The organism is Denitrificimonas caeni, assembly GCF_027498055.1.
Taxonomy (GTDB): domain Bacteria; phylum Pseudomonadota; class Gammaproteobacteria; order Pseudomonadales; family Pseudomonadaceae; genus Denitrificimonas.
In genome coordinates this window covers 26,047-50,585 of record NZ_CP114976.1, presented here as the reverse complement: position 1 = coordinate 50,585, position 24,539 = coordinate 26,047, and the positions used below count along the sequence as shown (strand labels likewise).

The window sequence follows — 24,539 nt, the reverse complement described above, 5'->3', positions numbered from 1 at the left end:
GGTTGTGCTATGAGTCAGTTTGAGTTGCAAGATGAGTTGAATCATCCACGTACGGAAACACCAGAGTTTACTCAGATGGCTGAGCGTGGCCTGTCGCGTCGTCGTTTTCTGGGTGCGACTGCTGCTTTAGGTGCGGTGACCTTTTTTAGTATGACGCCTGTCAGTCGATCGATTGCCGCAGCATTGTCGCCAACAGCTAGCTCTTTGCTGGGTTTTAAAGCTGTGCCTGCCAGTACTGCAGACACAGTTGTGGTGCCAGAGGGTTATCAAGTTGAGCGTTTGATCTCTTGGGGTGATCCCTTATTTACCGATGTTGCAGAGTTTTCGAATCAGCTACATAAGAATACTGCGGCCAATCAAAAGCGTCAGTTTGGTGACAATAACGATGGCATGAGTTTGTTCCCAGTAGATGAGCAGACCGCTATTTTAGCCGTCAACAATGAGTACACCAACTACGAATTGATGTTTGAGCATCAGGGCAAAAATATGACCGCAGCGGATGTGGGTTATGCTCAAGCGGCACACGGCGTATCAGTTATAACGTTAGCTAAAGCTAAAGAGGGTTGGCGCTTTGATAAAAATGGACGTTTTAATCGCCGCATTGATGCCAACACAGCGATGCGTATCAGTGGCCCCGCGCAAGGGCATGCTTTACTGCAAACGAACGCTGACCCAAAGGGTGAAGCGGCCTTAGGTACTTTTAATAATTGCGCTAATGGCATGACCCCTTGGGGCACCTATTTAACCTGTGAAGAAAACTTTAATGGTTATTTTGGTAGTGATGCACAGGTTGATATGAGCCCTGAGTTTTCACGTTACGGTATTGCCGCAGAGGATGCAGGCTACAGTTGGTATAAGTTTGATTCGCGTTTTGACCTGGCCAAAGAACCTAACGAGCCTAATCGCTTCGGTTGGGTAGTCGAAATTGATCCGCATAACCCAAATTCCACACCAGTCAAGCGTACAGCTTTAGGTCGTTTTAAGCATGAAAACGCAGAGTTGGTGATTGCTGAAGATGGTCGCGTGGTGGTGTATTTAGGGGACGATGAGCGCGGCGAACATATTTACCGGTTTGTCAGTCGTAATAAGTACAATCCTGTGGATCAAGCCGCAAATCGTGACTTGTTAGATGATGGCGAATTATTTGTTGCTAAGTTTAATGAGGATGGCAGTGGCGAGTGGCTCAGTTTAACGCATGGGCAAAACGGTTTAACCGCAGAAAATGGCTTTGCCAGTCAAGCCGATATCCTGATTCATGCGCGCTTGGCGGCGACGCAAGTAGGGGCAACAACGATGGACCGACCAGAGTGGGTTGCGGTGCATCCTCATGAACCAATGGTGTTTTGCACCTTAACCAATAATAAAAATCGTGGACTTAAAGATAATCAGCCTGTAGGTGGGCCTAATCCTCGTGCGGAAAATCACTATGGACAGATTGTGCGTTGGGTACCAACAGCAGGACAGCATACAGCTAAAGATTTCCAGTGGGATCTGTTTTTAATGGCGGGTAATCCAGATATACATGGAGGAACACCTTATGCAGGCTCTAGTAATATTACTACCGATAATATGTTTAACAGCCCTGATGGTATTGGTTTTGACCAAGCTGGACGTTTGTGGATTCAGTCGGATGGTAACTATTCAAATCAGGGTGATTTTGCTGGACAGGGCAATAACCAGATGCTCTGTGCGGATCCAAAAACAGGCGAGGTACGACGCTTCCTAACCGGCCCTGTGGCCTGTGAAATTACTGGTTTGGCTTTCACCCCAGATCAGAAAACTTTATTTGTCGGTGTGCAGCACCCAGGTGAAAAGCTTGTGGCATCACAGTTTCCGTTTGGCGGTAATTCAGTTCCACGCTCTAGTGTGATGGTTATTACGCGTGAAGATGGAGGCGTGATAGGTAGTTAACTATTCTAGCCCAGCTGTTAGTTGTGTCTTAGGTGGGTGTAAACCAGCTGGTTTGTTAGGTTAGCTAGTTATTCAGAGGTTCCTTTAATGTTGCACTAAAATATTTTTTGTAGTAGTTAATGCACGGTAATAAAAATACTAATATGGTGCTAAATAATGAAAAAAATAGTTGTGGGTTTATTGGGTATTTCCGCCTTAAGTGTTGGAGTGGCTTGCGCTGCACCAAAACCATATAGCAATTTTGTGGTTTTTGGAGATAGCCTAGTCGATGCCGGACAATTTCCAGACACGGTTATTCCTGGGCAAACAAAACGTTTTACGAATCGGACTGGGCCTAATTTTTTTGACACCCCTTATGGGCCTGTCTCGTCAATGCTCATTGGTGAGCGTTTGGGGATGAGTAGCACGCAGTTAGCGGGTTCTACTTCACCGGTGAATCAGGCGCAAGGACTTAAAGATGGCGATAACTGGGCAGTAGGAGGTTATCGAACTGATCAGATTTACGACTCCATTACTGCTGTTTCAGGCTCAGTAGTTGCTGATGGTGGTACAACTCTTAGGGTGCGCGATGGTTATTTGCCCAGTCTACAAGCCCAAGGCCAATCCATTGACCGCAATACATTATTTTATATCAGTGGCGGCGGTAACGACTTCTTGCAAGGTTTGATTTTAAGTCCTCAGCAAGCGGCTCGCTCTGCTGACCGTTTGGCTGCCAGTGTAACTGCCTTACAGGAAGCCGGTGGGCGTTATTTTATGGTGTGGATGCTGCCTGATATTGGTTTGACACCGCAAGTGTACGACACACCTTTGCAAGACTTTGTCTCTGATTTATCCACTGCATTTAATGCTCAGCTGGTACAACAGCTTTCAGATGTCAGTGCAGATGTCATAGTGTTAAATATTCCTAAACTGCTTAGTGAGGGACTACAAAATCCAGCACAGTTTGGTTTAGACGGTAATGAAAATTTAATTGGTACTTGTTTCAATGGTGATGGCTGCACGGAAAACTTAAAGTACGGGATTAATAGTGCGACAGCTGATCCGAGTAAGTTGTTATTTAATGACAGTGTGCACCCTACGATCACTGGGCAGCGCCTGATTGCAGATTACGGTTATTCCATCTTGGCTGCGCCGTGGGAGATAACTCTGCTGCCGGAGATGGCACGCAGCGCGCTCAACCATCATCAAAATAACTTAACAAACTATGCTCTCAATAGTCAGCCTGCTTGGCAGGCGAGCGGACAGTGGAGTAGCTATGCTTCAGCAAGCGGTGAGCGAACCAACTACCGTTCGCAATCAAGTGCTAGTAAAGGTGATAGTGATCATTATGCATTATCTTTCGGCGCTAGTTACCGGATCAACGAGCAGTGGCGGGCAGGGGTAGGTGTGAGCTTGCAAGAAAGCACACTTACCGCAGGAGTGGAAGATTCTAAGTATCAGCTCAATAGTTATCTACTGAGTCCTTTTATTCAATATAACCACCAAGCGTTTTGGGCTGATGCAAACCTAAGTGCAGGACGCTTAGATTATGATAGCTTACGGCGTAAAATGGCTTTGAATACTTCTAAGCGAACTGAAAAGGGTGATACTAAAGGTAGCGTGCTTGGTATTCATAGTCGGGTTGGTTATCAATTATTTTCTGCTCAGGAGCCTTTGCAGTTATCACCTTATGTTTCTATGAGTTATGCACGTTTTAAAGTAGACAACTATGCTGAGAAAGGGAGTCATTCAACTGCACTGACTTTTGCTGAGCAAAAGCGCACGTCTAAGCGTTTAGGTGCTGGGCTCCTCGCTAGCTACCAGCTAAGTGCCCCATTACGGCTGAGTGCAGAAGCGGGTTACGAGAAAGAGTTCAATAAAGATCAACAGCGGCTTGGCATGTCTCTTAATAGCGTTAACAGCATAGACTTTAAACTGAAAGGGTATAAACCAGACAGTTCTCTAGGAACGCTTGGTTTAGGGGCCGCTTATCAAATATCCGATGCTTTAACTGTACAGGGCAACTACAACTATATGCATGCCGACTCGGTGCGTCAGCATGCATTAGCTGTTGGGGTGAGCTTGAACTGGTAAGCCGATGAGTTTAATCCGGCAAGCGGTGCGTTAAGCGCCCTTGCCGTTAATCGCCCCAGCGTCCGGGAGAGTAAGAAAACACGGGTAGCGATAGTTGCCAGCGGATGGCGGCGAGGCGCAAAGCTAAGCCAAAGCTGAAGGAAGCAAGGGTATTGATGTCATCTGAGACCCCTTGCGACATTAACAATAAATACACAACTGCAACCACCATGGAGACGCTGGCATACAGCTCATGACGCAGCACTTGTGGTGTACGGTTGCACATAATATCGCGCAAAATACCGCCAAAAATACCTGTGGTAATCCCCGCCATAATGATTACTGGTGTTTCGTAACCCAGCTTAATCGCTACATTACAGCCAATAATAGTAAAAGCGACCAAGCCCATGGAGTCGAGAATCAAGAAAATCTGGTTGAGCTTATGCATAAAACGCGCCACTAGCATAGTTGCCAGGCCCGAGCCGATGGTGAGGTAAATATAGGGGGGATGCTGGGTCCAGGTGACTGGGTAGTTGCCCAGTAACATGTCGCGGACGGTGCCACCACCGAGCGCGGTGATAAAGGCAATTAGAGCAACACCGAATAAATCCATATTACGACGTCCAGCGGCTAAGGCACCGGACATGGCTTCGGCAGTAATGGCAATCACATAGATATAGGTAAGCACGCAGGACTCCTGCTGACAGTAACGCCTCTCCCTCTGTCCTGTGTACCTGAGAGTTTATGCAGCAGACCGCTGCTTGCCCCTTCGGTGGATTGCTTAAGGCAACCGCTCTCCAGTTGGCGAATCTAAGTTGTTTCGCAGTACATGAGCCTGAGCGTTTATGGGAGTTTGCGCCTTCGGCGGAGTCGGCTGTTGAGCCTGCCCTCTCTCCTGCGAGCGCACATTATACGGTTTATACGCAGATAGAAAAGCTAATTATGCAGTCTTTAGCATGGGCGCTAAGCTTGTTATCAACAGTTAGCCGAGTATTTTAATAAACAGCAGGGCTATCGAAGACGTAAGGGTAAATCTGTTCAGCCTCTGCGCGGTATCCAGTATCGGCTATATCACTACTAAACGACTCGACACTGAGCTTGCCTTCGATCCAGTAGGGTTGCCACATATCGCCCATGGCGACACCGCCTTCGCTGTGCACATAAACAATTTGGTTGGATGGCGGTGGTGGTACATGGATGCAGGCGCCAAAGTAGGGCACCAGTAAAAACTCCGTAATGCGGCTGTTATCGTCAATCACTAAGGGCACGATATAGCCGGGTAGCTTAACCTGCAGGCCATCCAACTCTGGCACTACGGGGGCGTTGGGGTGTTGCTGTTCTGCTGCTGGGCCGCTTTCGGCGGCGAGGATATCAGCCAATTGGTTGAGGTCGTGTAATGCTGACGGTGGTGGTAAGGGTGGCGCATCCGCAGGCACCATTTCTTCCCACTTTAGTGTGCGCAGCTCGCTGGCAAACGCCATATTAAAACTGCAGAGCAGCAGGGTGATCCAGAAGATTTTTCGCATGTTACATACGCCTAAAGTGAGAATAAATATTAGGTTATAAATTTTACAAACGTATATTTAGGCCATCGGCTAAAGACTGACGGTACGCGCGCCATGCGGGTACTGCGCCCATCAAGACCGCAGCGAGCAACACTGCACCGAGCAGTTGCCACTCGTAAAGACTTGGCGCGGCCAAGGGCAGGTACAAGCCGTAATAGCTTTGCAGCGGTGCTTGCGCTACAGCAATAGCCAAATAGAGCAAGGCCAGACCCAGAGCAAGCCCAGCTAACGTTAAGGTGAAAGCTTCAAGGATCAATAAGCCAGCAATGTGCCAAGGACGCGCACCCACTGAGCGTAAAATAGCCATTTCGCGGCGGCGCTCATTAAGGCTGGTAAGAATGGCGGTGAGCATGCCGATTAAGCCGGTCAGCACCACAAATAGCGAGACTATAAATAAAGCTTTTTCTGCGGTCCCCATCAGGCTCCACAGTTCTTGCAGGGCAACCCCAGGTAAAATAGCCAATAAAGGTTCACCGCGCCATTGGTTGATTTCTCGCTGCACGGCAAAGGTGGCTATTTTGCTGTTTAAGCCTAGCAATATAGCGGTGATTGCTTTTGGCTGTAAGTCCATCTGCAGGGCTTGTTCGGCGCTGATCTTACGGTTGCCATAAGCCGGCGCGCCATGTTGCCAGTCAATATGCAGAGCTTCCATGCCAGCTAGAGCAATATGTAGGGTACGATCCACAGGCGTGCCGGTGCGCTCGAGAATGCCCACGACTGTGAAGGGTTTATCATCATGTTTGACCAAGCTGATTGTTGCGACGCCATGGGCTAAAACAATTTCCTTGCCCAGTTGGTAATTTAACGCATCGGCGACTTCAGCGCCCAGCACCACTTCAAAAGGGGCTTGATCACTAAAAAAGCGGCCGTCGCGCAGTTTTAAGGGTTGTTTACGGCCGTACTGATAATGACTGAAGAAGTCTTCTGAGGTGCCCAGCACCCGGTAGCCGTGATGGGAGTCGCCCAATGACATGGGCACAGCCCACTTAACCTGTGGATGCTGGGCAAAGTGTTCAAAGCTGCTCCAGCGGATATTATTGGTGGCATTACCAATGCGAAATACGGAGTACAGCAACAAGTTCACCGAGCCTGAGCGTGCGCCAACAATTAAGTCAGTGGAGCTAATAGTGCTGGCAAAGCTGGCGCGGGTTTCGGTGCGCACCCGCTCTACAGCCAGGAGTAAGGTAATGGACAGAGCGATAGCAAAAATGGTCAGTAAAGCGGTAAAGCGGCGGTTATTTAAGCTGCGCAAGGCAATACGAAGCAAATGCACTTTAAAACTCCTGCTTGCGGGTGGCACGGTTGAGCTGATTGAGGTCGAGGCTGCGATCAAATAAAGGTGCTAAGGATTGGTCATGGCTGACAAATAATAAGCTTGCGCCTGCCGCTTGGCACTCGGCAAATAGCAGCTGCAAAAAGCTCTCACGGCTGTCGGCGTCGAGGGCTGAGGTGGGTTCGTCGGCAATCACCAGCTTAGGTTGGCCGATCAAGGCACGAGCTGCCGCGACTCTTTGTTGCTGACCGATGGACAGTTCACCAGCTAGTTGCTGTTGTAGATCAGTGGGCAGTCCCAGTTGTTTAAGTAAGGCGTGCGCGGCGGCTTGGGTTGAGCCATGACGCTCGATTGCGCGCTGCTGGCGCAGTTTCGAAAACTGGCAGGGCAAAAGTACATTATCGGTGACCGATAAGAACGGCAGTAAATTAAATTGCTGAAAAATAAAGCCACTGTGGTCAGCCCGGAAACGGTCGCGGGCGCTGGAGCTGAGCAAGCTTAAGTCTTGCCCCAGTAAGTGGATACTGCCACTTTGTGCTAAATGAACGCCGCCCAGCAAGCCTAACAAGGTGGTTTTGCCGCTACCCGATGGGCCTTTCAAAAATAGACTTTGTTCGGGCTCTAGGCGAAAGGTGTCGATATCAAGCAGGGTGGCTTGTTTGGGCCAGGCAAAACGTAAGTTTTGCAGCTCAATAATGGGCGGGATACTGCGCATGGATAATCTCGATTACAAATAAACTCAAAGCCTGCCTAGCTAAGACCAGTGCAGGCGCCGTTTAGTTTACCAACTTAGTAAGGGGTTGTTGGCTGTTAGCTCAGAGCCTTGTTGGGCTTGCGCGCTAATCAGTTGCACATTGATTTTTTCTGTCAGCGGAAAGGCCTTAAAGAAACCTGTGAGCTCCATGCTGCGAAGCTTAGTGGGGTTTGTGCACTTATAGCTGTAGTTCACGATAATATCGCTGTGTTGGTGCTGGGTTGCATCTGTGGAATGTTGTTCTTCATGGTTTAAGTCAGTGAGGTCATTGTCAATGTCTAGTGCACTTAAACTGCATCCAGCACTTTGCGGCAGAACAAAGAGCAACTGCTCATTTTTGAGACTACGCTCTGCAGTAATGACCGCGTGTTGGTCAGCAGCACTGTGTGGCTTATATTCAAAACCAATGATATTCATGGCCGGACTGGCCAGTTGCAGAGCCAGTTGCTGATTTTCAATGGCTATATTAAGCGTTGCAACACCGTGTACATGGGCTGCCAAACTGTGCTCATGCTCATGCTCATGCTCATGCTCATGCTCATGCCCATGCTCATGGGCAACGAGGCTGAAGGATGCCAAAGTTAGGATCAAAGAGGGCAGTAAGTAGCGACTAGGCATAGGTGACTCCAAAGTTATAAAAGATGAATGTTATACTATAACTTTACAGTTGTGCCCTATAGATAAGCAAGTCATAAAATGCCTTGATGGTGTAAGTTAGGGAGGCAGAGTCAAATATAATTGAAAATTCTTATATTTTTTCTATCGCTAGGTGCACCTGCACTGCTAAAGTCAGGTGGTTTTGAACTATGACCGTGCGTGCGCGGTTTGCTGAGGCCTTATTATGTCCCAAACTCTTAGTGCGTTTTTATCCCATATAAAACAACGTGACCCGGATCAGCCAGAATTCCATCAAGCGGTCGAAGAAGTACTGCGAACCCTGTGGCCTTTCTTGGAAGAAAACCCGCGTTACATGCACGCAGGCATTATTGAGCGCATGGTTGAGCCTGAGCGGGTGATTTTATTCCGAGTGCCTTGGGTCGATGATGCCGGCAAAGTGCATGTCAATCGTGGCTACCGTATCCAAATGAATAGCGCTATTGGCCCTTACAAAGGTGGCTTACGCTTTCATCCGTCAGTTAACCTGGGTGTTTTAAAGTTCTTAGCTTTTGAGCAAGTATTTAAAAACTCTTTAACTTCTTTGCCCATGGGCGGCGGTAAAGGTGGCTCGGATTTTGACCCCAAGGGTAAAACTGATAATGAAGTGATGCGTTTCTGTCAGTCGTTTATGACCGAGCTGTTCCGCCATATTGGTCACCACCTCGATGTGCCCGCCGGTGATATTGGTGTAGGCGCCCGTGAAATTGGTTATATGTTTGGTCAATATAAGCGCTTGGCCAATGAGTTTACCTCGGTGTTAACCGGTAAAGGAATGACCTATGGCGGCAGCTTAATTCGCCCGGAAGCGACCGGTTATGGATGTGTCTACTTTGCTGAAGAAATGTTGAAAAGCGTGAAACGTCGCTTCGAAGGCCAGCGAGTATCGATTTCTGGCTCGGGTAATGTAGCTCAGTACGCTGCACAAAAAGTGATTGAGCTGGGCGGCAAGGTTATTTCTTTGTCTGATTCGGGCGGTACCCTGTACATCGAAGACGGCATGAACGGTGAGCATTGGCATTACCTGATGGACTTGAAAAATGTCCGTCGCGGGCGCTTACAAGAAATGGCTGAGCATTTTGCTTTAGAGTTTTTGCCGGGGCAACGTCCGTGGGCGCTCAAGTGTGACATCGCTTTACCCTGTGCGACGCAAAATGAGCTGGATATTGACGATGCCCGCACCTTGATTAAAAACGGTTGTATCTGTGTTGCCGAAGGCGCGAATATGCCTTCCACACTGGATGCTGTTGATCTGTTTATTGAGCAGGGGATTTTGTACGCACCAGGTAAGGCATCTAACGCCGGCGGGGTGGCAGTCAGTGGTTTAGAAATGAGCCAAAACGCCATGCGTCTATTGTGGACGGACGGTGAGGTTGACGCCAAACTGCACAGTATCATGCAACAAATTCACAGTGCCTGTGTTAATTACGGCATGGAAAATGGACGTGTGAACTATGTTAAAGGCGCCAATATCGCGGGCTTTGTCAAAGTGGCTGACGCCATGCTGGCACAAGGCATCGTGTAACAGTTAAAGCGCCAGTAACACGCTAGCTAAAATGCCCTGTCGAGTGATCGCAGGGCATTTTTGTCGAGTTATCTATCTGCTCTAGAGTTGATAGAAATCAGCGCTTTAGGTCTAGATAGCTCTATACTGTTAACTTGAATGCTACATTTACTGTATGTGTGTATTTTGAGGAGAAGTTGTCATGGCAGAATTAGCACCACGTGCGCGCTTGGAAGCGCTACTCGCAGAGTACAGCACACGCGCTGCAGCAATTGAGCGCGACTTATCTCGCGAGCATGCACAAAGTTTTTCTGAGCAAGCCACCGAGCGGCAAAACGATATGGTACTGCAAGGTTTGCTGGCCGATGCGCGCACCAGTGTAAAAGAAGTACAGCACGCCATAGAGCGCTTAGAGGCCGGTACTTACGGTGAGTGTACAGCCTGTGGTGAGTCAATTAATCAGGCCCGCCTTGAGGCTTTACCCGCTGCGCAGCTATGCATTAATTGCGCAGATTAAGCTGTACAGCTGTCTTGCTGGACTCTGTATAAGTGATAAGTATTTGCTGATTTTACCAACTCCATGTGCATAGTCCTTATTGACGGCTGCGCATATGGAGTGGAGTAGGCAGTGCAGAAGCTTAAATACCTCTCGCAAACCCCCAGAGTAATTCCTTTCTTTCTACAACAACCTTGCAGAAAGGTAGCAAGCAAGGCCAGAATGCCCCGTTCACTTCGCGGCTTGGCCGCTAGCTGCAAGGATTTCTAATGCCCGATTCAAATATAACTGCTCAGCGCTTATTACCAGAACAACTGACTCGCACCTTTAATGGCCACTTTAATTTTACCAGTACGGCAGAGTTGGAGCCGTTAAGCGGAGTGCTTGGACAAGAGCGGGCTCTTGAAGCCTTACAGTTTGGCATCGCTATGCAACGCCCTGGTTATAATGTGTTCATTATGGGTGAGTCGGGAACGGGGCGCTTTTCTTACGCGCGTCGTTACCTCACCGAGCAAGCTAAGCTGCGTTCAACTCCATCAGATTGGCTGTATGTAAATCACTTTACTGAGATGCGTGAGCCCCATGCTTTGCAGCTGCCACCGGGCGAGGGCAGTCGTTTTTGTGCAGATATCAGCACCTTGCTGGATAACTTGCTGGCAACTTTCCCTGCAGTATTTGAAACCCCTGCTTGGCAGCAAAAGAAAAGCGCCATTGATCGTGCGTTTAATCGCCGCTATGACCAAGCCCTGGATGTGGTTGAAAAGATAGCGCTGGAAAAAAATATTGCCTTGTACCGCGACAGCGTCAACATCGCTTTTACCCCGATGTTTGAAGGCAAGGCCTTGGATGAGACCGAGTTTGCCCAGCGCCCAGAGACTGAGCGTGAGCAATTTCATGCTGATATTGCCGTACTTGAAGAACACCTCAACAAAGAACTGTCCAGCTTACCTTTGTGGAAACGCGAGTCGAGCAATCAACTGCGTGAGCTGAACGAAGAAACTATTGCACAAGCACTAGAGCCATTATTGGCACCTTTAACGCAGAAGTACGCCGAGCATCCCTGTGTGGTTGCCTATTTAGCTGCCATGCAGGTCAACTTACTGAAAACCGTGGTTGAGCAGTTGGTTGATGAAGAACACAGTGATGCCATTGCGCGCAAGTTATTGGAAGAACAGTACAGTCCCAATTTAGTGGTTGGGCATGAGCCTGATGAAGGCGCACCAGTGGTGTTTGAATCGCACCCCACTTACGATAATTTATTTGGCCGTATTGAATACAGCACTGATCAGGGCGTGTTGTATACCAGTTATCGACAGCTGCGCTCTGGGGCCTTGCATCGTGCCAATGGCGGCTATTTGATTTTAGAGGCAGAGAAACTGCTGTCTGAGCCTTTCGTTTGGGAAGCGCTGAAGCGAGCTTTGCATTCACGCCAATTAAAAATGGAATCGCCCTTAGTGGAACTGGGCCGCGTAGCCGCTGCCACCTTGATTCCGCAAGTGATTCCCTTGCAGGTTAAGGTGGTGGTGATTGGTTCGCGTGAGCTGTATTACGCGCTACAGGAGCTTGATCCAGACTTTCAAGAAATGTTTCGTTTGTTGGTCGACTTCGATGAGGACATTGTTCTGACCGAGGAGACTTTGCCGCAATTCGCACAACTCTTACGTGCGCGTACCAGCGAAGAAGGTATGGCGCCCTTAACTGCCGCGGCGGTACAACAGCTGGCCCGTTACAGCGCCCGCTTAGCCGAACATAAAGAGCGTATTTCAGCCAGCCTAGCGGATTTATTTCAAGTGGTGAGCGAGGCCGATTTTATGCGCAGCAGTGCTGGCGCTGAGCTGACTGACGCTGAGCATATTGAACAGGCCATTGCCGCGCGAATTGCCCGTACAGGACGTGTCTCAGCACGGATTATGGATGACATGTTGTCGGGGGTGATCCTAATTGATACCGAGGGCGCGGCAGTCGGTAAATGCAACGGCCTGACTGTCTTGGCCGTGGGCGACTCTGTATTTGGGGTGCCAGCACGCATCTCAGCTTCAGTGTATCCCGGCGGCAGCGGCATCGTAGATATTGAGCGGGAAGTGAGCTTAGGACAGTCCATTCACTCTAAAGGCATGATGATTGTCACCGGTTACCTGGGCAGCCGTTATGCGCAGGAGTTTCCTTTAGCCATCTCTGCCAGTATTGCGCTTGAGCAGTCATACGGTTATGTGGATGGTGATAGCGCCTCATTGGGCGAAGTCTGCGCACTGATTTCAGCTTTATCCCGCACCCCCTTAAAGCAGTCATTTGCTATTACCGGCTCGATTAACCAGTTTGGTGAAGTGCAAGCTGTGGGTGGCGTGAATGAGAAGATTGAAGGCTTTTTCCACCTGTGCCAGGCCCGTGGCTTAAGCGGCGAGCAAGGGGTAATTATCCCCAAATCCAATGTGATTAATTTATTGCTTAATGAAGCTGTAGTCAGTGCAGTTAGCGCGGGCAAGTTTCATATCTATACCGTCGGCCATGTGGATCAGGCGCTGAGCTTGCTCAGTGGTGCTGAGGCGGGTTGTCTAGATGCTGAAGACAAGTTCCCCGAAGGCTCGATTAATGCGCAAGTCGTCGAGCGCTTACGCAGTATTGCTGAGCTTAACTTACCCAGTGATGATGCCAAGATAGAAACTCACGAGTAGGTTAACTGTAGATAGGTACACAGAGTTATCCACAGGCTGTGCTTTGCCTTGGCAGCCTGCAAGAGGTTTTTGTTTTAATTAATCCGTTTGAAATCAATGGTTTACTGTGTTTTTGCAAGGCTTTTAATCAACAAGTAAAACCTTGCACAGACTGCTCACAGAGTTATCCACAGAGGCTGGTGAGGCGTTATACCGCAGTTGACCGGCGTCTAAGGTTCGCTTTAGAGGTTTGGAAAGCCTAATATCCGTTTGTTTGACTATTTATAAAATATTGGTGTGAAGGAGTGTATGACCTATGACGGCAACAGCGTTTCGTTCTGAACATGATTTATTAGGCTCTTTGCCAGTCCCCAAAGATGCGTATTACGGCATTCAGACGCTGCGGGCCATGCATAACTTTAACCTCAGCGGTGTGCCGTTATCGCATTACCCTAATTTTGTTAGCGCGCTGGCGATGGTTAAGCAGGCCGCAGCAGATGCCAACCATCAGCTGGGTTATTTAAGTGATAACAAGCATGCAGCGATCTCCAGTGCTTGCACGCAGTTGATTGAGGGCAAGCATCATGATCAGTTTATTGTCGATATGATTCAAGGTGGTGCCGGCACTTCAACCAACATGAATGCCAACGAAGTGATTGCCAACTTAGCTTTAGAGACCATGGGCAAAGAGAAGGGTGAATACAGTTTTTTACACCCCAATAATGATGTGAACATGGCGCAGTCCACTAATGATGCGTATCCAACGGCAATTCGTGTGGGTTTATTATTAGGGCATAACGATTTGCTGTTGAGTTTGGAACGTTTGATTGATGCGTTTTCGGCGAAGGGCGATGAGTTTTCCCATGTGTTGAAAATGGGCCGCACCCAGCTACAAGACGCAGTGCCAATGACGCTTGGTCAAGAGTTTAAAGCTTTTGCCGTTAACCTGGCGCAAGACTTAACCCGTTTAAAAAGCCTTGCTAATGATTTGTTTGCTTCAGTGAACCTGGGCGGCACCGCTATTGGAACTGGGATTAATGCTGACCCTCGTTATCAAGGAATTGCCGTTGAGCGCTTAGCTGCTATTTGTGGCTATCCAATTCAGGCCGCTCCTAACTTGATTGAAGCCACTTCCGATATGGGCTCTTTTGTGCTGTTTTCTGGGATGCTTAAGCGCACTGCGGTCAAACTATCAAAGATCTGTAATGACCTGCGCTTGTTGTCCAGTGGTCCTCGTACCGGCATTAATGAAATTAACCTGCCAGCCCGCCAACCTGGCAGCTCAATTATGCCGGGTAAGGTGAATCCAGTGATTCCAGAGGCCGTCAGCCAAGTGGCTTACGAGGTGATTGGTAATGACTTGTCACTGACTCTCGCTGCTGAGGCCGGACAGTTGCAGCTCAATGTGATGGAGCCTTTGATTGCTTGGAAAATGTTTGACTCCATACGCTTGTTGCGCCGCGCGATGGATATGTTGCGTGAGCATTGCGTCGTGGATATTAGCGCCAACGAAGAGCGTTGTCGGAGCCTGATGGAGAACTCCATTGGTTTAATTACCGCGCTCAATCCTTACATTGGTTATGACAATGCGACCCGAATTGCCAAGCTTGCCTTGGAAAGTGGGCGAGGGGTGCTGGAGTTGGTGCGTGAGGAGCAGCTACTGGATGATGACTTACTGGCTGATATTTTACGCCCTGAGCATATGATTGCTCCGCGTTTAGTACCGCTAAAAGAGTAGCTTCGCTGTGTTTGCGCAAGGCTAAGTATGTGTTTTAGCCTTGCGTAAAATACTGCAGAAATGGGCAGTGCTTGAGTTAGCCCTTGGCTTTACGTAGCACGACAAATAGGCCGAAAATCAGCATAGCAATAAAGCTGAGCATGCTTAACTCGGCAATGTTGAGTCCCAGTAGCGTCCAGTTTACTTCTGCACAATCAGCGGTGCCGTGCAGCATTTTGCTGATGATTTCCTGCAGCGGAAAGGCTTCCAGCATAAACTCAAATGGTGGCAGACATGCTGGGAGCTGGTCTTCCGGTAAGCCTTGTAGCCAGATTTGCCGCCCTGCAGTGGCGATACCAAAACCAGCGGCAAGCATGGCTAATAGCCCGTAGATGCGTTGCCCAAGACGGGCTGGATTGTGCACGGTGGCCAGTAAACAGACTACAGCAAACAGCAACACTGCAAAACGCTGCACATGGCAAAGTGGGCAAGGAACTAAACCGACGCTGTGCTCAAGATATAGAGCAAAGCCGATAATTGCTGCACAGCCTAAAAATGCCAATAAAAATAATAATCGGGTGGCTGGTAGTTGCATTAAAACTCCTAGGCATAGGGGCACGCCCGCGACTGAGAAATAAGGGTCTGCATACCTCAGTTATGAATTGGAGGATGCAAATAAAAACAGCGTGTAAGCTGCTGGTTAAGCTGACACGCTGCCTGTTTTTGCCAGTATAACGACTATGCTGGGTCTTTTTGTAGTAGCGGTTGCGGTAGCGCGGGTAAAGATTGCTCTAGGAGCTGAAAACTTTCCGCAAACAACTGATTACTGCGCTGGCTATCACCAAGATGACTGAGTAAGCGGGCCAGCTCTGCGCAAGTATGGGCCTGACGCTTGAGGCGTAAACTGCTTTCAAAATAGTCACGGGCCTTACCCCAGAGTTGGTTGCGTAAGCTTAAACGTCCTAAGGCACGCAATAAGATTGGGTTTTGCGGTTCTTGTTTGAGCCAGCTTTCAGCCAATTTAAGTTGCCGTGCGCCATCTTGTGCTTGGGTGCGGCCATAAAGCTCGATGAGGTCATCATTTAAGTTATTTTTAAGCGTGTGGCGCAGCAGTGACTCGGCTTGCTCATGGGCGTTAAGACGCAGCAGCTCAGTGCAGTAGGCTGCGACTAACTGCGGATCAAGTTTGAGCTTGCTAGAGAGCTTGTGCCAAGCTTGATCAAGGGCCTTGAGAGCATGTAGGGCATCTTGGCTATTGTCGCTGTGTGAGGCGTCTGCGAGGCGGCCTGACCAAGCTTGATACTCAATGTTTTGCAGTTGCTGGCTGTTTAAACGTTTGCATTTGCGCAAGGCGGGCAGCAGGGCAATCAGTGCTGACCACTCTTGGCGCTGACGCAATAGCGCTTGCAAGCGTAGCAGTACTTCTGGATGTTCAGGATGCAATTCATGCATGGCTTGTAGGGTGTCTTGTGCACCGGCATCGTCACCGCGCTGCAGTTGTAAATCTGCATGGGATAAAGCAATTGCAACTTCTGCCGCAGGTTGCTTGATTAACGCTTGCTCTAGCAACTGGTCGGCTTCGTCGCTGTAACCTAGTTTTTCTGCCGCATTGGCTGCACCTAACAAGTACACCAAAGGTTTGCTTTCCCCTTGTGCTGCTCGGCGCAGGTGGCGCAAGGCGTCTTTCCATTGGCCTTGGGCAAGATCAAGCATGCCTTGCTCGGATGCCAGGCGGACACGGCGCTTTTGATTGCGTTGTGACCACGGGTTGATCAGCCCAGTTGACACTAACAGCATTTTAATTAGCGTGCGTAAGCCGTATAGCACGGCAAAAAGTCCAGCGAGGACGGCTAAAAATAACCAGAGGCTGGACTCATAGCGAAATGATTTCCAGGAAATCAGCACGTAACCGGTGTGCTCAGCGATAAACATGCCCAGTGCAGCAGCAGCGGCGACTACTAGCAATAAGATGAGATAGGTGCGCTTCATAATTACTTAGACTCCTCTGCACTAGCTTCTTGCGGGGCTGAGCGGGTGTCGATATAAGCTTCTAAGGTGATAAGGGCAGCGTTTAAATCGGGCAGTTCTTGGCTCACTTTTTGTTCTTTTAGCTCGCCAATCTGCTCTCTTAGACTGCTAACGTTAGGATCTTTTGGGCTAAAGTGCGCATCAAGAATGGCTAAAGCCTGTTGCAAGGCTTGTTGGTAAACCTCTGTGGCGCCGTTGAGTGCGGCCCATTGGGCTTGTTCGATCGATAAGCCCAAAGCTAAACGTACTTGCGTTAGGCTTTGTCCTGCGAGTAGGGGCTGTACTTGTTCGTCAGCATTAAAGTCGATACGCACATAACGTGAAATTTTCTCCCACCACTCGGCCCAGCGACTAGGGCCATCACCTTGCGCGGTTGCTGCGTGCTGGCCTTGGCTCTGGATAAACTCTGGGGCTAAGTGGGTGAGCAAATTGGCTTGTTGGTATAAAGCGCCTAAGCGCACAAATAAACCGGTCCGATCTAGGCCACCAGTGCTTTTTAAAGCAGTGATACTGCGAGCTAATTGCTCACGGGCAGCAAAAGCTGCTGGATCGTTTTGCTCCATTAAAATTTGGTCAGCGGCTTCTAATAGAAAGCGCGCGCTATTGGTGTCGTGTAATGCGCTTAAACGTAAGCTGGCCATGCGCAGTAAGTGTTCTGCTTCCGCTAGACGCCAGTCTTGGCGGCTGGCACCTAAAATGGTTTCTAAGCGCTGAGACAATTGTTGCTGCTCGGCTTGGACGTGAGCTAAGAGTTCGCGACCCTGCTGCAGTTGGTTTGCCGTTGGCATTTGCGCAAGGGTTTTGCTCAGTTGCTGTTCGCGCTCAGTTAAGTCTGTGGTTTGCGCAGTCATATTGGCTAACTGCTGTTGCTGTTGTGCGCTATACTCACCGGCGGTTTGCACTTGCAGCACGCTCCAGCCACCGGCCGCCAATCCGCCCAAACCAAAAACTAAGGCTAGAATAACTAAGCCTTTGCCGGGCGCAGCTGCGTTTGCTGGCGTTGGTTTGCTGGCTGCCTTGGCGCTGCTGTTGTGCTCGCTAGACTGCTTAGCTTGCGCAGCGCTGGGGTTATTAGCTGATTTGGCAGTATTTTCGACTGCATCCGCTTTGACTTCCGACTTATCTGAGGGTTTGGTCATAACTGAGTCCTTATGCTGATGGTGCGGGTTGCGCGGCGAGAGCGTTTAATAACGCTTGATTATTCGCGCCACGGCAATCAATAACATGCTGCGCACCTAGGTCTTGGGCGATTTTAGCGACGCGCGGACTGGGCACAAAGAGTGCTAAAGCAGCCAGTTGAGGCCACTTATTACCAGCCAGTTCAATTAAATGGCGTAATCCTTGTTCGCTACTGACCACCAGACCATTGAGTTGTTCTTGTTGGATACGAGTAACTAAGGTATCTGTAGGATAAACCGGTAAGCGTCGGCGATAAAGCGGTAAAAAATCCACCTGAACGCCGCGCTGTTGCAATTGTTCGGAAAGAAAGTTGCGGCCCACATCAGCACGCAGCACTAAAACTCGAGGATTAGGGGTATCTAAGGTTTCTAAAAACTTAGGTAGGGCTAATAAAGCCTCACTGTCATCCCCTTGTTCTGGCCAGCTGACCGCTAAGCCATACTCCGCCAGAATTTGCCCAGTGCCGGCACCCACACTAAACCAATGTTGCTGCACGGGTGGTTGCGGCCAATACTGATCAACGCGCTGCAAGCCTAGGTTGGCAGCGGGTTTGCTGACGACAATCACTGCGCAGTATTGGTCAAGATTGAGCATTAAGCTGCGCTGCGCAGGGGTTTCTGGCAGCGCTTGGATTTCTAGCAAAGGTAAACTGCTGCTGTAAATCTGTTGTTCAGCCAACAGCTTAGCCAGTACCGCGCTATCCTCTGTTGGCCGCGTAATCAACAAACGCCATTGCTTCACTGGACTGGCGTCTCTTCAGCGTAGAGCACCGCCAGAATTTCGCCGGCCCCCTGAGCTAAAAGATCTTCTGCAACAGCAACACCTAAGGCTTCAGCTTCACTTTTATGGGCGCGTCGCTCGGCATAGAGTAAAACTGATGCGTCGGGTTGGCCGACAAAACCGCGCAGCCACAACTCATCACCTTCTAAAACCGCATAGCATGCGATAGGCACTTGGCAGCCACCGTTGAGGTGCCTGTTGAGTGCGCGTTCGGCAGTGACGCGGTAGGCGGTGTCGGCATGGTGTAAAGGCTTAAGCAGTTCATGAATGGCCTTGTCCGCACTGCGGCACTCAATGCCAACAGCACCTTGACCACCGGACGGTAAATTGCTGCTGACATCAAGGCTGCTGCGAATACGATCAGCAAAACCTAAACGTAATAAACCTGCGGCAGCGAGAATAATTGCATCGTACTCGCCAGCATCGAGCTTGGCTAAGCGAGTATTAACGTTGCCGCGGAGAAAATTCACCACGAGGTCTGGGCGCTGGGCTAAAATTTGCGCTTGGCGGCGCAGACTAGAAGTACCGACGATACTGCCCTCCGGCAGCTCAGCGAGGTTGTTGTACTTGTTGGAAACAAAGGCGTCGCGTGGATCTTCGCGCTCACAGACGCAGTACAAACCCAAACCTTCAGGAAACTCCATAGGCACATCTTTCATCGAGTGCACGGCAATGTCGGCTGTTTTTGACATCAGGGCGCTTTGTAGCTCTTTTACGAACAGGCCTTTACCGCCAATCTTAGCTAAGGGTGAGTCCAGCAGTTGGTCGCCACGGCTGACCATCGGCACTAAAGTGACGCTGAGCTGAGGGTGAGCTGCCTCAAGTTCAGCTTTCACAAACTCTGCTTGCCAAAGTGCTAGGGCGCTTTTACGGGTGGCAATACGCAGTTCGGTAATAGGTTCTTGGCTCAAAGACATAATTATGATCCACAGTTATAAATGTTTATCAGTGGATGATAGCAGGCACAGACTCGGCTTGCCTCATGCCAGGTGGCAAGATTTTAGCGCATTAAAGTTTATCCATAAGCTTGCGTACTGCTGCAACATGGCGGCGGCTCACCGTTAATGCCTCGTCAATATCACGCAAATGCAGTTCGTAATGGCCTTGTGCAGTGCGTTGCAAGCGCTCGATATGCTTACGGCTGACAAGGGCGTTGCGGTGAATGCGAACAAAGCGTTCGCCAAATTCTTCCTCTAAGGATTTAAGTGACTCATCAAGTAAAGTTTCGCCGTGTATGTGGCGTAAAGTCACATATTTGTTATCGGCTAAGAAATGTATCACATGCTCAATGGGAATGAGCTCGATGCCTTTGTGGGTGCGGGCGCTGAGGTGTGTCCGTTCTGTATTGTTGGTTTTCGGCGCGCGGGCTAGAGCGGCTAACTGCATAGGGTTGAGGCGCTGGGCTTTTTCTAAAGCTGTTTGCAGCTGTTCCACGCGCACCGGTTTTACCAAGTAATCAATAGCGCTAACGGCAAAGGCTTGTAGGGCAAACTCATCATGGGCAGTGCAAAAAATGACTGCTGGCGCATGGGGTTGCTCGCACAGCTGCGCGGCGACTTGTAAACCATCCAGCCCCGGCATAGCAATATCGAGCAGCAAAACATCGGGCTGCAAGCTGTCCACCAACTGTAGTGCTTGGTGACCATTCTCGGCGCACGGTTGTAACAGAGTAAAGTGCGGTATTTGTTCTACTAAGCGCGCTAAACGTTCGCGCGCTAGAGGTTCATCATCAGCGATTAATACTTTCATCTGGTTTAGGCACCTGCGCTGCGGGTCGAGAGCATGGGTAGCTCAGACTGGTAGTGTAACGATCAAGTTGTTGTTGTATAGATAAACGTGCTGTGGGGCCAAACAGTGCTTTTAAACGCGCTTCAATATTGTTCAAGGCTAAGCGTGTACCCCGGGGGTTACTGATGCTGTCGCCGGGCATAAAGGGGTTGCTCACTTGCAGTTTAAAAACACCTTGCGAATAGTGTGCGCTAACCTCAATAGTGCCCCCTTGAATACTGGGTTGAATACCATAAATCACTGAGTTTTCTAATAACGGCTGCACCGTTAAGTGAGGTATCGGCAAGTCAGCGGGCACAGTGTCAACGTCCCACAGCATATGTAGACGCTTGCCCAGTCGATATTGTTCAATTGAGATGTATTGTTTGGCTAAGGTGAGTTCGTTACGCCATGTGGATAAGGTGTTGGGTTGGGCTAAGCTGGCGCGAAATAAATCAGATAAATCCAGCACCGCGTGCTCGGCTTTCTCAGGGTTGGAAGCAATTAAGCTGGCAATGCTGTTGAGGCTATTGAATAAAAAGTGCGGATGAATACGTGCTTGTAGGGCTTGCAAGCGTGCTTGTAGCTCTGCTTGTTGCTGCCGCCGCCACTGACCTTGCAGGTAAAAGTAGCGCAGCAGCAAAGCGCACATAATTAAGCTAATGAGAGCATGGCGGATATATAAGTGACCGCGGGCTTCGCCTGAGAGCTCTTCGGTGAGATAAAAATGCTCGGCAATGGCTGTGCATAACAGAGTTAAAAAAAGCACTAAGGCGCAAATAATTAACACTGCACTGCTGGCCGACAGGCGTGCTAAATAGGGGCGGGCGCGGCAAATGCCAGCGGCGGATAATAAAACAATCCACTGCACAAATAACGAGGTTAAAGCTAAACGCATCCAGTCAAGGCCGATCACCATAGGTTCGGCTAAGACCAAAACGAGAACCAGTAGCTCCGCCAATAGAATAAGGCCCAGTAGGGCTTCTGCTTGGCAGAGTTCAGGCACAAAGAAATCGTCAGCGGTACTCGCAGGTGGTTTTAGGTTTGTCATAACAGCAGTGTTACCCGTAGCAGTTGTGCGCGGCAAGTATTGTTCAGCATAAAACAATAAAGTGTGAGCCAGTAGTGCTTCAGCCACAGCGCGCTACTTCGGCAGCATTCTCTGCGTTACTGGCAGTGCGTAAACGGCCCTGACGGTTAAGGATCAGTTGCCAACTGATTTTTTGCTTATGGCAACTGTAAAAACGGCCATTGCCCGTGGGGCTAATGCCATTGCTATAAAACTGAATTCTTGGCTGAAAGCCGCTCCAATGCAAGCGGCGGCGATCGGTGTTGAGTTGCGTCACCGCAACCGGTGTTGTTTGTTCTAGTTCCCGTAGCAGCCAGCCTTGCGACCAATCGGCATTGCACGATATGCCATCTTGGCTGCCGCACAATTCCACTCGCACGCGGTGCGTGACCGCATGGCTTCTGGCCTGATTAACCGCACGCGCAATTTGATTATATAGCGCTTGCTGTTGATTGCGCTCCAAAAAGTCTTGCAAGGCCGGCACTGCAAGCTGCGCTAATATAGCCAGCAAAGCGAGCACAATAAATATTTCCACTAAGGTAAACGCGCGTTGAGAGTACATAAGTAAACAGCCTCCGTGCTGTGTTGTATTCGTCCATGCCTATTTAAAGTTGTAGCCTAGTAATAGGGTGCTGGCAAATGCTTGACGGATAAGGTTGAGCTATATACTTTGCAATTAGGTAAAGTATTGTGCTGGTTGAATTAAAGAGGGTGAGAAAATGACTGAATCAATTGTTGTTCCTTGCGCACACTGCGCCACACTAAACCGTATTCCTAACGATAAGCGTGTAGCACAGCCGCAGTGCGGTTCTTGTAAAAAACAGATTTTTATCGACGCTGTATTTGATTTAGATAGCGCAACATTCCGTCAGCAAAGTAAAGGCGATGTGCCCTTGTTAGTTGATGTGTGGGCCAGTTGGTGTGGGCCGTGCCGCCAGTTTGCGCCAATCTTTAGTGAGGCTGCAAAACAGCTGAGCACCCAGTGCCGTTTTGGCAAACTAGACAGTGAAGCGCATCCGGCCCTCTCCGGTGAGTTGGGGGTGCGCTCCATCCCAAGTTTGATTTTGTTTCGTAACGGTAAAGAAATTGCTAGGCAGAGCGGCGCCTTACCTCTAGTTCGGCTGCTGGACTGGCTAAAACATAATGGGGTAGATAATTAATTAGGGGACGGCATAAGCCAGTGTCATCCTGTTATTATGTAGGCATCTTTTATTGTTTAGCTGGGCAGATTAAATGAGTAACGAGAAAACCAATCAGTCATGGGGTGGCCGTTTTAGCGAGCCGGTGGATGCATTTGTCGCGCGTTTTACTGCGTCAGTGGACTTTGATCAGCGTCTATATCGCCATGACATTATGGGCTCCATTGCCCACGCGACGATGCTGGCTAAAGTTGGCGTATTAACCAACGACGAGCGCGACACGGTGATTGCTGGCTTGCAGGCGATTGAGAAAGAAATCGAAGCCGGTCAGTTTGTTTGGAGCACCGAGCTTGAAGACGTGCACATGAATATCGAAGCGCGACTCACTGAGCAGGTTGGTATTGTTGGCAAAAAACTGCACACCGGTCGTAGCCGCAATGACCAAGTTGCTACCGATATTCGCCTGTGGTTGCGTGATGAAATTGATCTGATCTTAGCTGAATTGAGCCGCTTACAAGAAGGTTTGCTTGGGTTGGCGCAAGAACATGCTGAAACCATTATGCCGGGCTTTACCCATCTGCAAACTGCTCAGCCAGTGACCTTTGGCCATCATATGCTGGCGTGGTTTGAAATGTTGTCCCGTGACTATGAGCGCTTGGTTGATTGCCGTAAGCGTACCAATCGTATGCCTTTGGGCAGCGCTGCATTGGCTGGTACGACTTACCCAATTGATCGCCAAATGACTTGTGAGTTGCTGGGCTTTGAAGCGATCTCCGGTAATTCGTTGGACGGCGTTTCCGATCGCGATTTTGCTATCGAGTTTTGTGCCGCAGCCAGTATTGCCATGATGCACTTATCGCGCTTCTCTGAAGAACTGGTGCTGTGGACTTCCGCGCAGTTCCAATTTGTTGACCTGCCTGATCGTTTCTGCACCGGCAGCTCGATTATGCCGCAAAAGAAAAATCCTGATGTGCCCGAATTGGTGCGTGGTAAAAGTGGTCGTGTATTTGGCGCTTTAATGGGCTTATTAACCTTAATGAAAGGCCAGCCGTTGGCCTACAACAAAGATAACCAAGAAGATAAAGAGCCGCTATTTGATGCCGCTGACACATTGCGCGATAGCTTGCGCGCCTTTGCTGATATGGTGCCGGCGATTGTGCCTAAGCAGGAAATGATGCGTGAAGCAGCGCTGCGTGGCTTCTCTACCGCAACTGACTTGGCGGATTACTTGGTTGGCAAGGGTTTACCGTTTCGTGACTGCCATGAAATTGTGGGCCATGCGGTCGGTTATGGCGTCAAAGAAGGTAAGGATTTAGCGCAAATGAGCTTGGCTGAATTACAACAGTTCAGCAGCGAGATTAGCGAAGATGTATTTGCTGTGTTGACGCTTGAAGGCTCAGTCAATGCCCGTAACCACATTGGCGGTACAGCGCCAGCGCAAGTGCGAGCAGCTGTCCAACGCGGTCGAGAGTTATTAGCCAGTCGTTAAGCCGACGTGCCTGCGACTGAATAGAGAGATTTTTTGGAGGTTAGCGTGACGGATAAACCGAGAGATTTACGTTATCAAGTATCGGCGGATCGCTCTTCAGCCAGTCGCAAGGTACGTTATGTGGAAACCAATCAAGGTGACGTGGATGATTGCATGCTGTGTCAGCTCGATGAGGGTGGTGTGCCGTTAAGTGATACGCCAGCGCCTGCTAAGCAAGTTGAGCGGGCAAACACCGATGTTATTGATGCGGAAGCTGAGGATCAACTGGTTGAAAATGAGTTGATACAAGCCATTGAGAACCAGCTGTCTGCACAACAGCCTGCCGCGGTACAAGCAGTGCTCAATAAGCTAACTTTAGTCGGGCATACACGTGAAGAAGCTGTGCAGATGATGGCGCAGGTTCTAGCATGGCAAGTGAGCGAAATGTTAAAGGCCGATGGGCCGTTTGATATGGCCGCTTATGAGCATGCATTACGCGCATTACCGCAATTGCCTGAAGCGCCTTAAAACG

22 protein-coding genes and 2 riboswitches are annotated in these 24,539 nt (G+C 49.5%); of the genes, 9 read left to right on the top strand and 13 right to left on the bottom strand.

Annotated features, from left to right (window positions below):
* Positions 1-75 precede the first annotated feature (75 nt).
* Together O6P33_RS00265 and O6P33_RS00260 are read left to right on the top strand one after the other, a co-directional pair.
* The gene (locus O6P33_RS00265) at positions 76-1,911 is read left to right on the top strand and encodes a PhoX family protein (RefSeq protein ID WP_269819434.1); all 1,836 of its coding nucleotides are present in this window, start codon (positions 76-78) and stop codon (positions 1,909-1,911) included.
* 156 nt (positions 1,912-2,067) lie between these two features.
* Positions 2,068-3,984, top strand: coding sequence for an autotransporter domain-containing SGNH/GDSL hydrolase family protein (locus O6P33_RS00260; protein WP_269818264.1), 1,917 nt, complete (start codon positions 2,068-2,070; stop codon positions 3,982-3,984).
* Between the two features lie 46 nt (positions 3,985-4,030).
* On the opposite strand, the gene O6P33_RS00255 is transcribed toward O6P33_RS00260, so the two are convergent.
* The 5 genes from O6P33_RS00255 to O6P33_RS00235 form a co-directional block, all read right to left on the bottom strand.
* Positions 4,031-4,651, bottom strand: a complete 621-nt coding sequence (locus O6P33_RS00255; RefSeq protein ID WP_269818263.1) for a trimeric intracellular cation channel family protein — start codon at positions 4,649-4,651, stop codon at positions 4,031-4,033.
* Positions 4,652-4,674: 23 nt separating this feature from the next.
* A riboswitch (glycine riboswitch) is annotated at positions 4,675-4,774 on the bottom strand.
* Positions 4,775-4,776: 2 nt separating this feature from the next.
* A riboswitch (glycine riboswitch) is annotated at positions 4,777-4,871 on the bottom strand.
* Between the two features lie 87 nt (positions 4,872-4,958).
* Positions 4,959-5,489: a DUF3299 domain-containing protein gene (locus O6P33_RS00250; protein WP_269818262.1), complete on the bottom strand. Its 531-nt coding sequence runs from the start codon at positions 5,487-5,489 to the stop codon at positions 4,959-4,961.
* Between the two features lie 43 nt (positions 5,490-5,532).
* Complete coding sequence (locus O6P33_RS00245; RefSeq protein WP_269818261.1) at positions 5,533-6,801, bottom strand: ABC transporter permease; 1,269 nt, start codon at positions 6,799-6,801, stop codon at positions 5,533-5,535.
* A gap of 1 nt (position 6,802) precedes the next feature.
* Positions 6,803-7,516, bottom strand: coding sequence for an ATP-binding cassette domain-containing protein (locus tag O6P33_RS00240; protein ID WP_269818260.1), 714 nt, complete (start codon positions 7,514-7,516; stop codon positions 6,803-6,805).
* A 66-nt stretch (positions 7,517-7,582) separates the two neighbouring features.
* Positions 7,583-8,173 carry a DUF2796 domain-containing protein gene (locus O6P33_RS00235; RefSeq protein ID WP_269818259.1) on the bottom strand — a complete coding sequence of 197 codons (591 nt, stop codon included), beginning with the start codon at positions 8,171-8,173 and terminating at the stop codon, positions 7,583-7,585.
* 223 nt (positions 8,174-8,396) lie between these two features.
* Here O6P33_RS00235 and gdhA point away from each other — a divergent pair, with 223 nt between their 5' ends.
* The 4 genes from gdhA to O6P33_RS00215 all read left to right on the top strand — a co-directional run bounded on the left by gdhA (position 8,397) and on the right by O6P33_RS00215 (position 14,598).
* A complete protein-coding gene (gene gdhA / locus O6P33_RS00230; protein ID WP_269818258.1) occupies positions 8,397-9,734 on the top strand; it encodes an NADP-specific glutamate dehydrogenase in 1,338 nt (445 codons plus the stop codon).
* A 181-nt stretch (positions 9,735-9,915) separates the two neighbouring features.
* Positions 9,916-10,230, top strand: a complete 315-nt coding sequence (locus O6P33_RS00225) for a TraR/DksA family transcriptional regulator (protein WP_269818257.1) — start codon at positions 9,916-9,918, stop codon at positions 10,228-10,230.
* 248 nt (positions 10,231-10,478) lie between these two features.
* Positions 10,479-12,881 (top strand): Lon protease family protein, encoded by a 2,403-nt coding sequence (locus O6P33_RS00220; protein ID WP_269818256.1) that lies wholly within the window; start codon positions 10,479-10,481, stop codon positions 12,879-12,881.
* Positions 12,882-13,176: 295 nt separating this feature from the next.
* The gene (locus O6P33_RS00215; protein ID WP_269818255.1) at positions 13,177-14,598 is read left to right on the top strand and encodes an aspartate ammonia-lyase; all 1,422 of its coding nucleotides are present in this window, start codon (positions 13,177-13,179) and stop codon (positions 14,596-14,598) included.
* Positions 14,599-14,674: 76 nt separating this feature from the next.
* Here O6P33_RS00215 and O6P33_RS00210 read toward each other — a convergent pair whose 3' ends face one another.
* From O6P33_RS00210 to O6P33_RS00175, 8 genes are all read right to left on the bottom strand, one after another.
* Positions 14,675-15,172 carry a disulfide bond formation protein B gene (locus O6P33_RS00210; RefSeq protein ID WP_269818254.1) on the bottom strand — a complete coding sequence of 166 codons (498 nt, stop codon included), beginning with the start codon at positions 15,170-15,172 and terminating at the stop codon, positions 14,675-14,677.
* Positions 15,173-15,315: 143 nt separating this feature from the next.
* A complete protein-coding gene (locus O6P33_RS00205; protein WP_269818253.1) occupies positions 15,316-16,566 on the bottom strand; it encodes a heme biosynthesis HemY N-terminal domain-containing protein in 1,251 nt (416 codons plus the stop codon).
* A 2-nt stretch (positions 16,567-16,568) separates the two neighbouring features.
* Positions 16,569-17,744: a uroporphyrinogen-III C-methyltransferase gene (locus O6P33_RS00200; RefSeq protein ID WP_269818252.1), complete on the bottom strand. Its 1,176-nt coding sequence runs from the start codon at positions 17,742-17,744 to the stop codon at positions 16,569-16,571.
* A gap of 10 nt (positions 17,745-17,754) precedes the next feature.
* Positions 17,755-18,525 carry a uroporphyrinogen-III synthase gene (locus tag O6P33_RS00195; RefSeq protein ID WP_269818251.1) on the bottom strand — a complete coding sequence of 257 codons (771 nt, stop codon included), beginning with the start codon at positions 18,523-18,525 and terminating at the stop codon, positions 17,755-17,757.
* Positions 18,522-19,481 (bottom strand): hydroxymethylbilane synthase, encoded by a 960-nt coding sequence (gene hemC, locus O6P33_RS00190; RefSeq protein WP_269818250.1) that lies wholly within the window; start codon positions 19,479-19,481, stop codon positions 18,522-18,524. The genes O6P33_RS00195 and hemC overlap by 4 nt, the downstream gene beginning before the upstream one ends.
* A gap of 91 nt (positions 19,482-19,572) precedes the next feature.
* The gene (locus O6P33_RS00185; protein WP_269818249.1) at positions 19,573-20,313 is read right to left on the bottom strand and encodes a LytR/AlgR family response regulator transcription factor; all 741 of its coding nucleotides are present in this window, start codon (positions 20,311-20,313) and stop codon (positions 19,573-19,575) included.
* A complete protein-coding gene (locus O6P33_RS00180; RefSeq protein WP_269819551.1) occupies positions 20,294-21,382 on the bottom strand; it encodes a sensor histidine kinase in 1,089 nt (362 codons plus the stop codon). Before O6P33_RS00180 ends, O6P33_RS00185 begins: the two co-directional genes overlap by 20 nt.
* A 79-nt stretch (positions 21,383-21,461) precedes the next feature.
* On the bottom strand, positions 21,462-21,962 hold the full coding sequence (locus tag O6P33_RS00175; protein WP_269818248.1) for a GspH/FimT family pseudopilin: 501 nt from the start codon (positions 21,960-21,962) through the stop codon (positions 21,462-21,464).
* Between the two features lie 157 nt (positions 21,963-22,119).
* Between O6P33_RS00175 and trxC the strand changes: the two genes are divergently transcribed.
* The 3 genes from trxC to O6P33_RS13175 all read left to right on the top strand — a co-directional run bounded on the left by trxC (position 22,120) and on the right by O6P33_RS13175 (position 24,535).
* A complete protein-coding gene (trxC, locus tag O6P33_RS00170; protein WP_269818247.1) occupies positions 22,120-22,560 on the top strand; it encodes a thioredoxin TrxC in 441 nt (146 codons plus the stop codon).
* 73 nt (positions 22,561-22,633) lie between these two features.
* Positions 22,634-24,028, top strand: a complete 1,395-nt coding sequence (gene argH / locus O6P33_RS00165) for an argininosuccinate lyase (protein ID WP_269818246.1) — start codon at positions 22,634-22,636, stop codon at positions 24,026-24,028.
* 45 nt (positions 24,029-24,073) lie between these two features.
* On the top strand, positions 24,074-24,535 hold the full coding sequence (locus O6P33_RS13175) for a hypothetical protein (protein WP_269818245.1): 462 nt from the start codon (positions 24,074-24,076) through the stop codon (positions 24,533-24,535).
* Positions 24,536-24,539 lie beyond the last annotated feature (4 nt).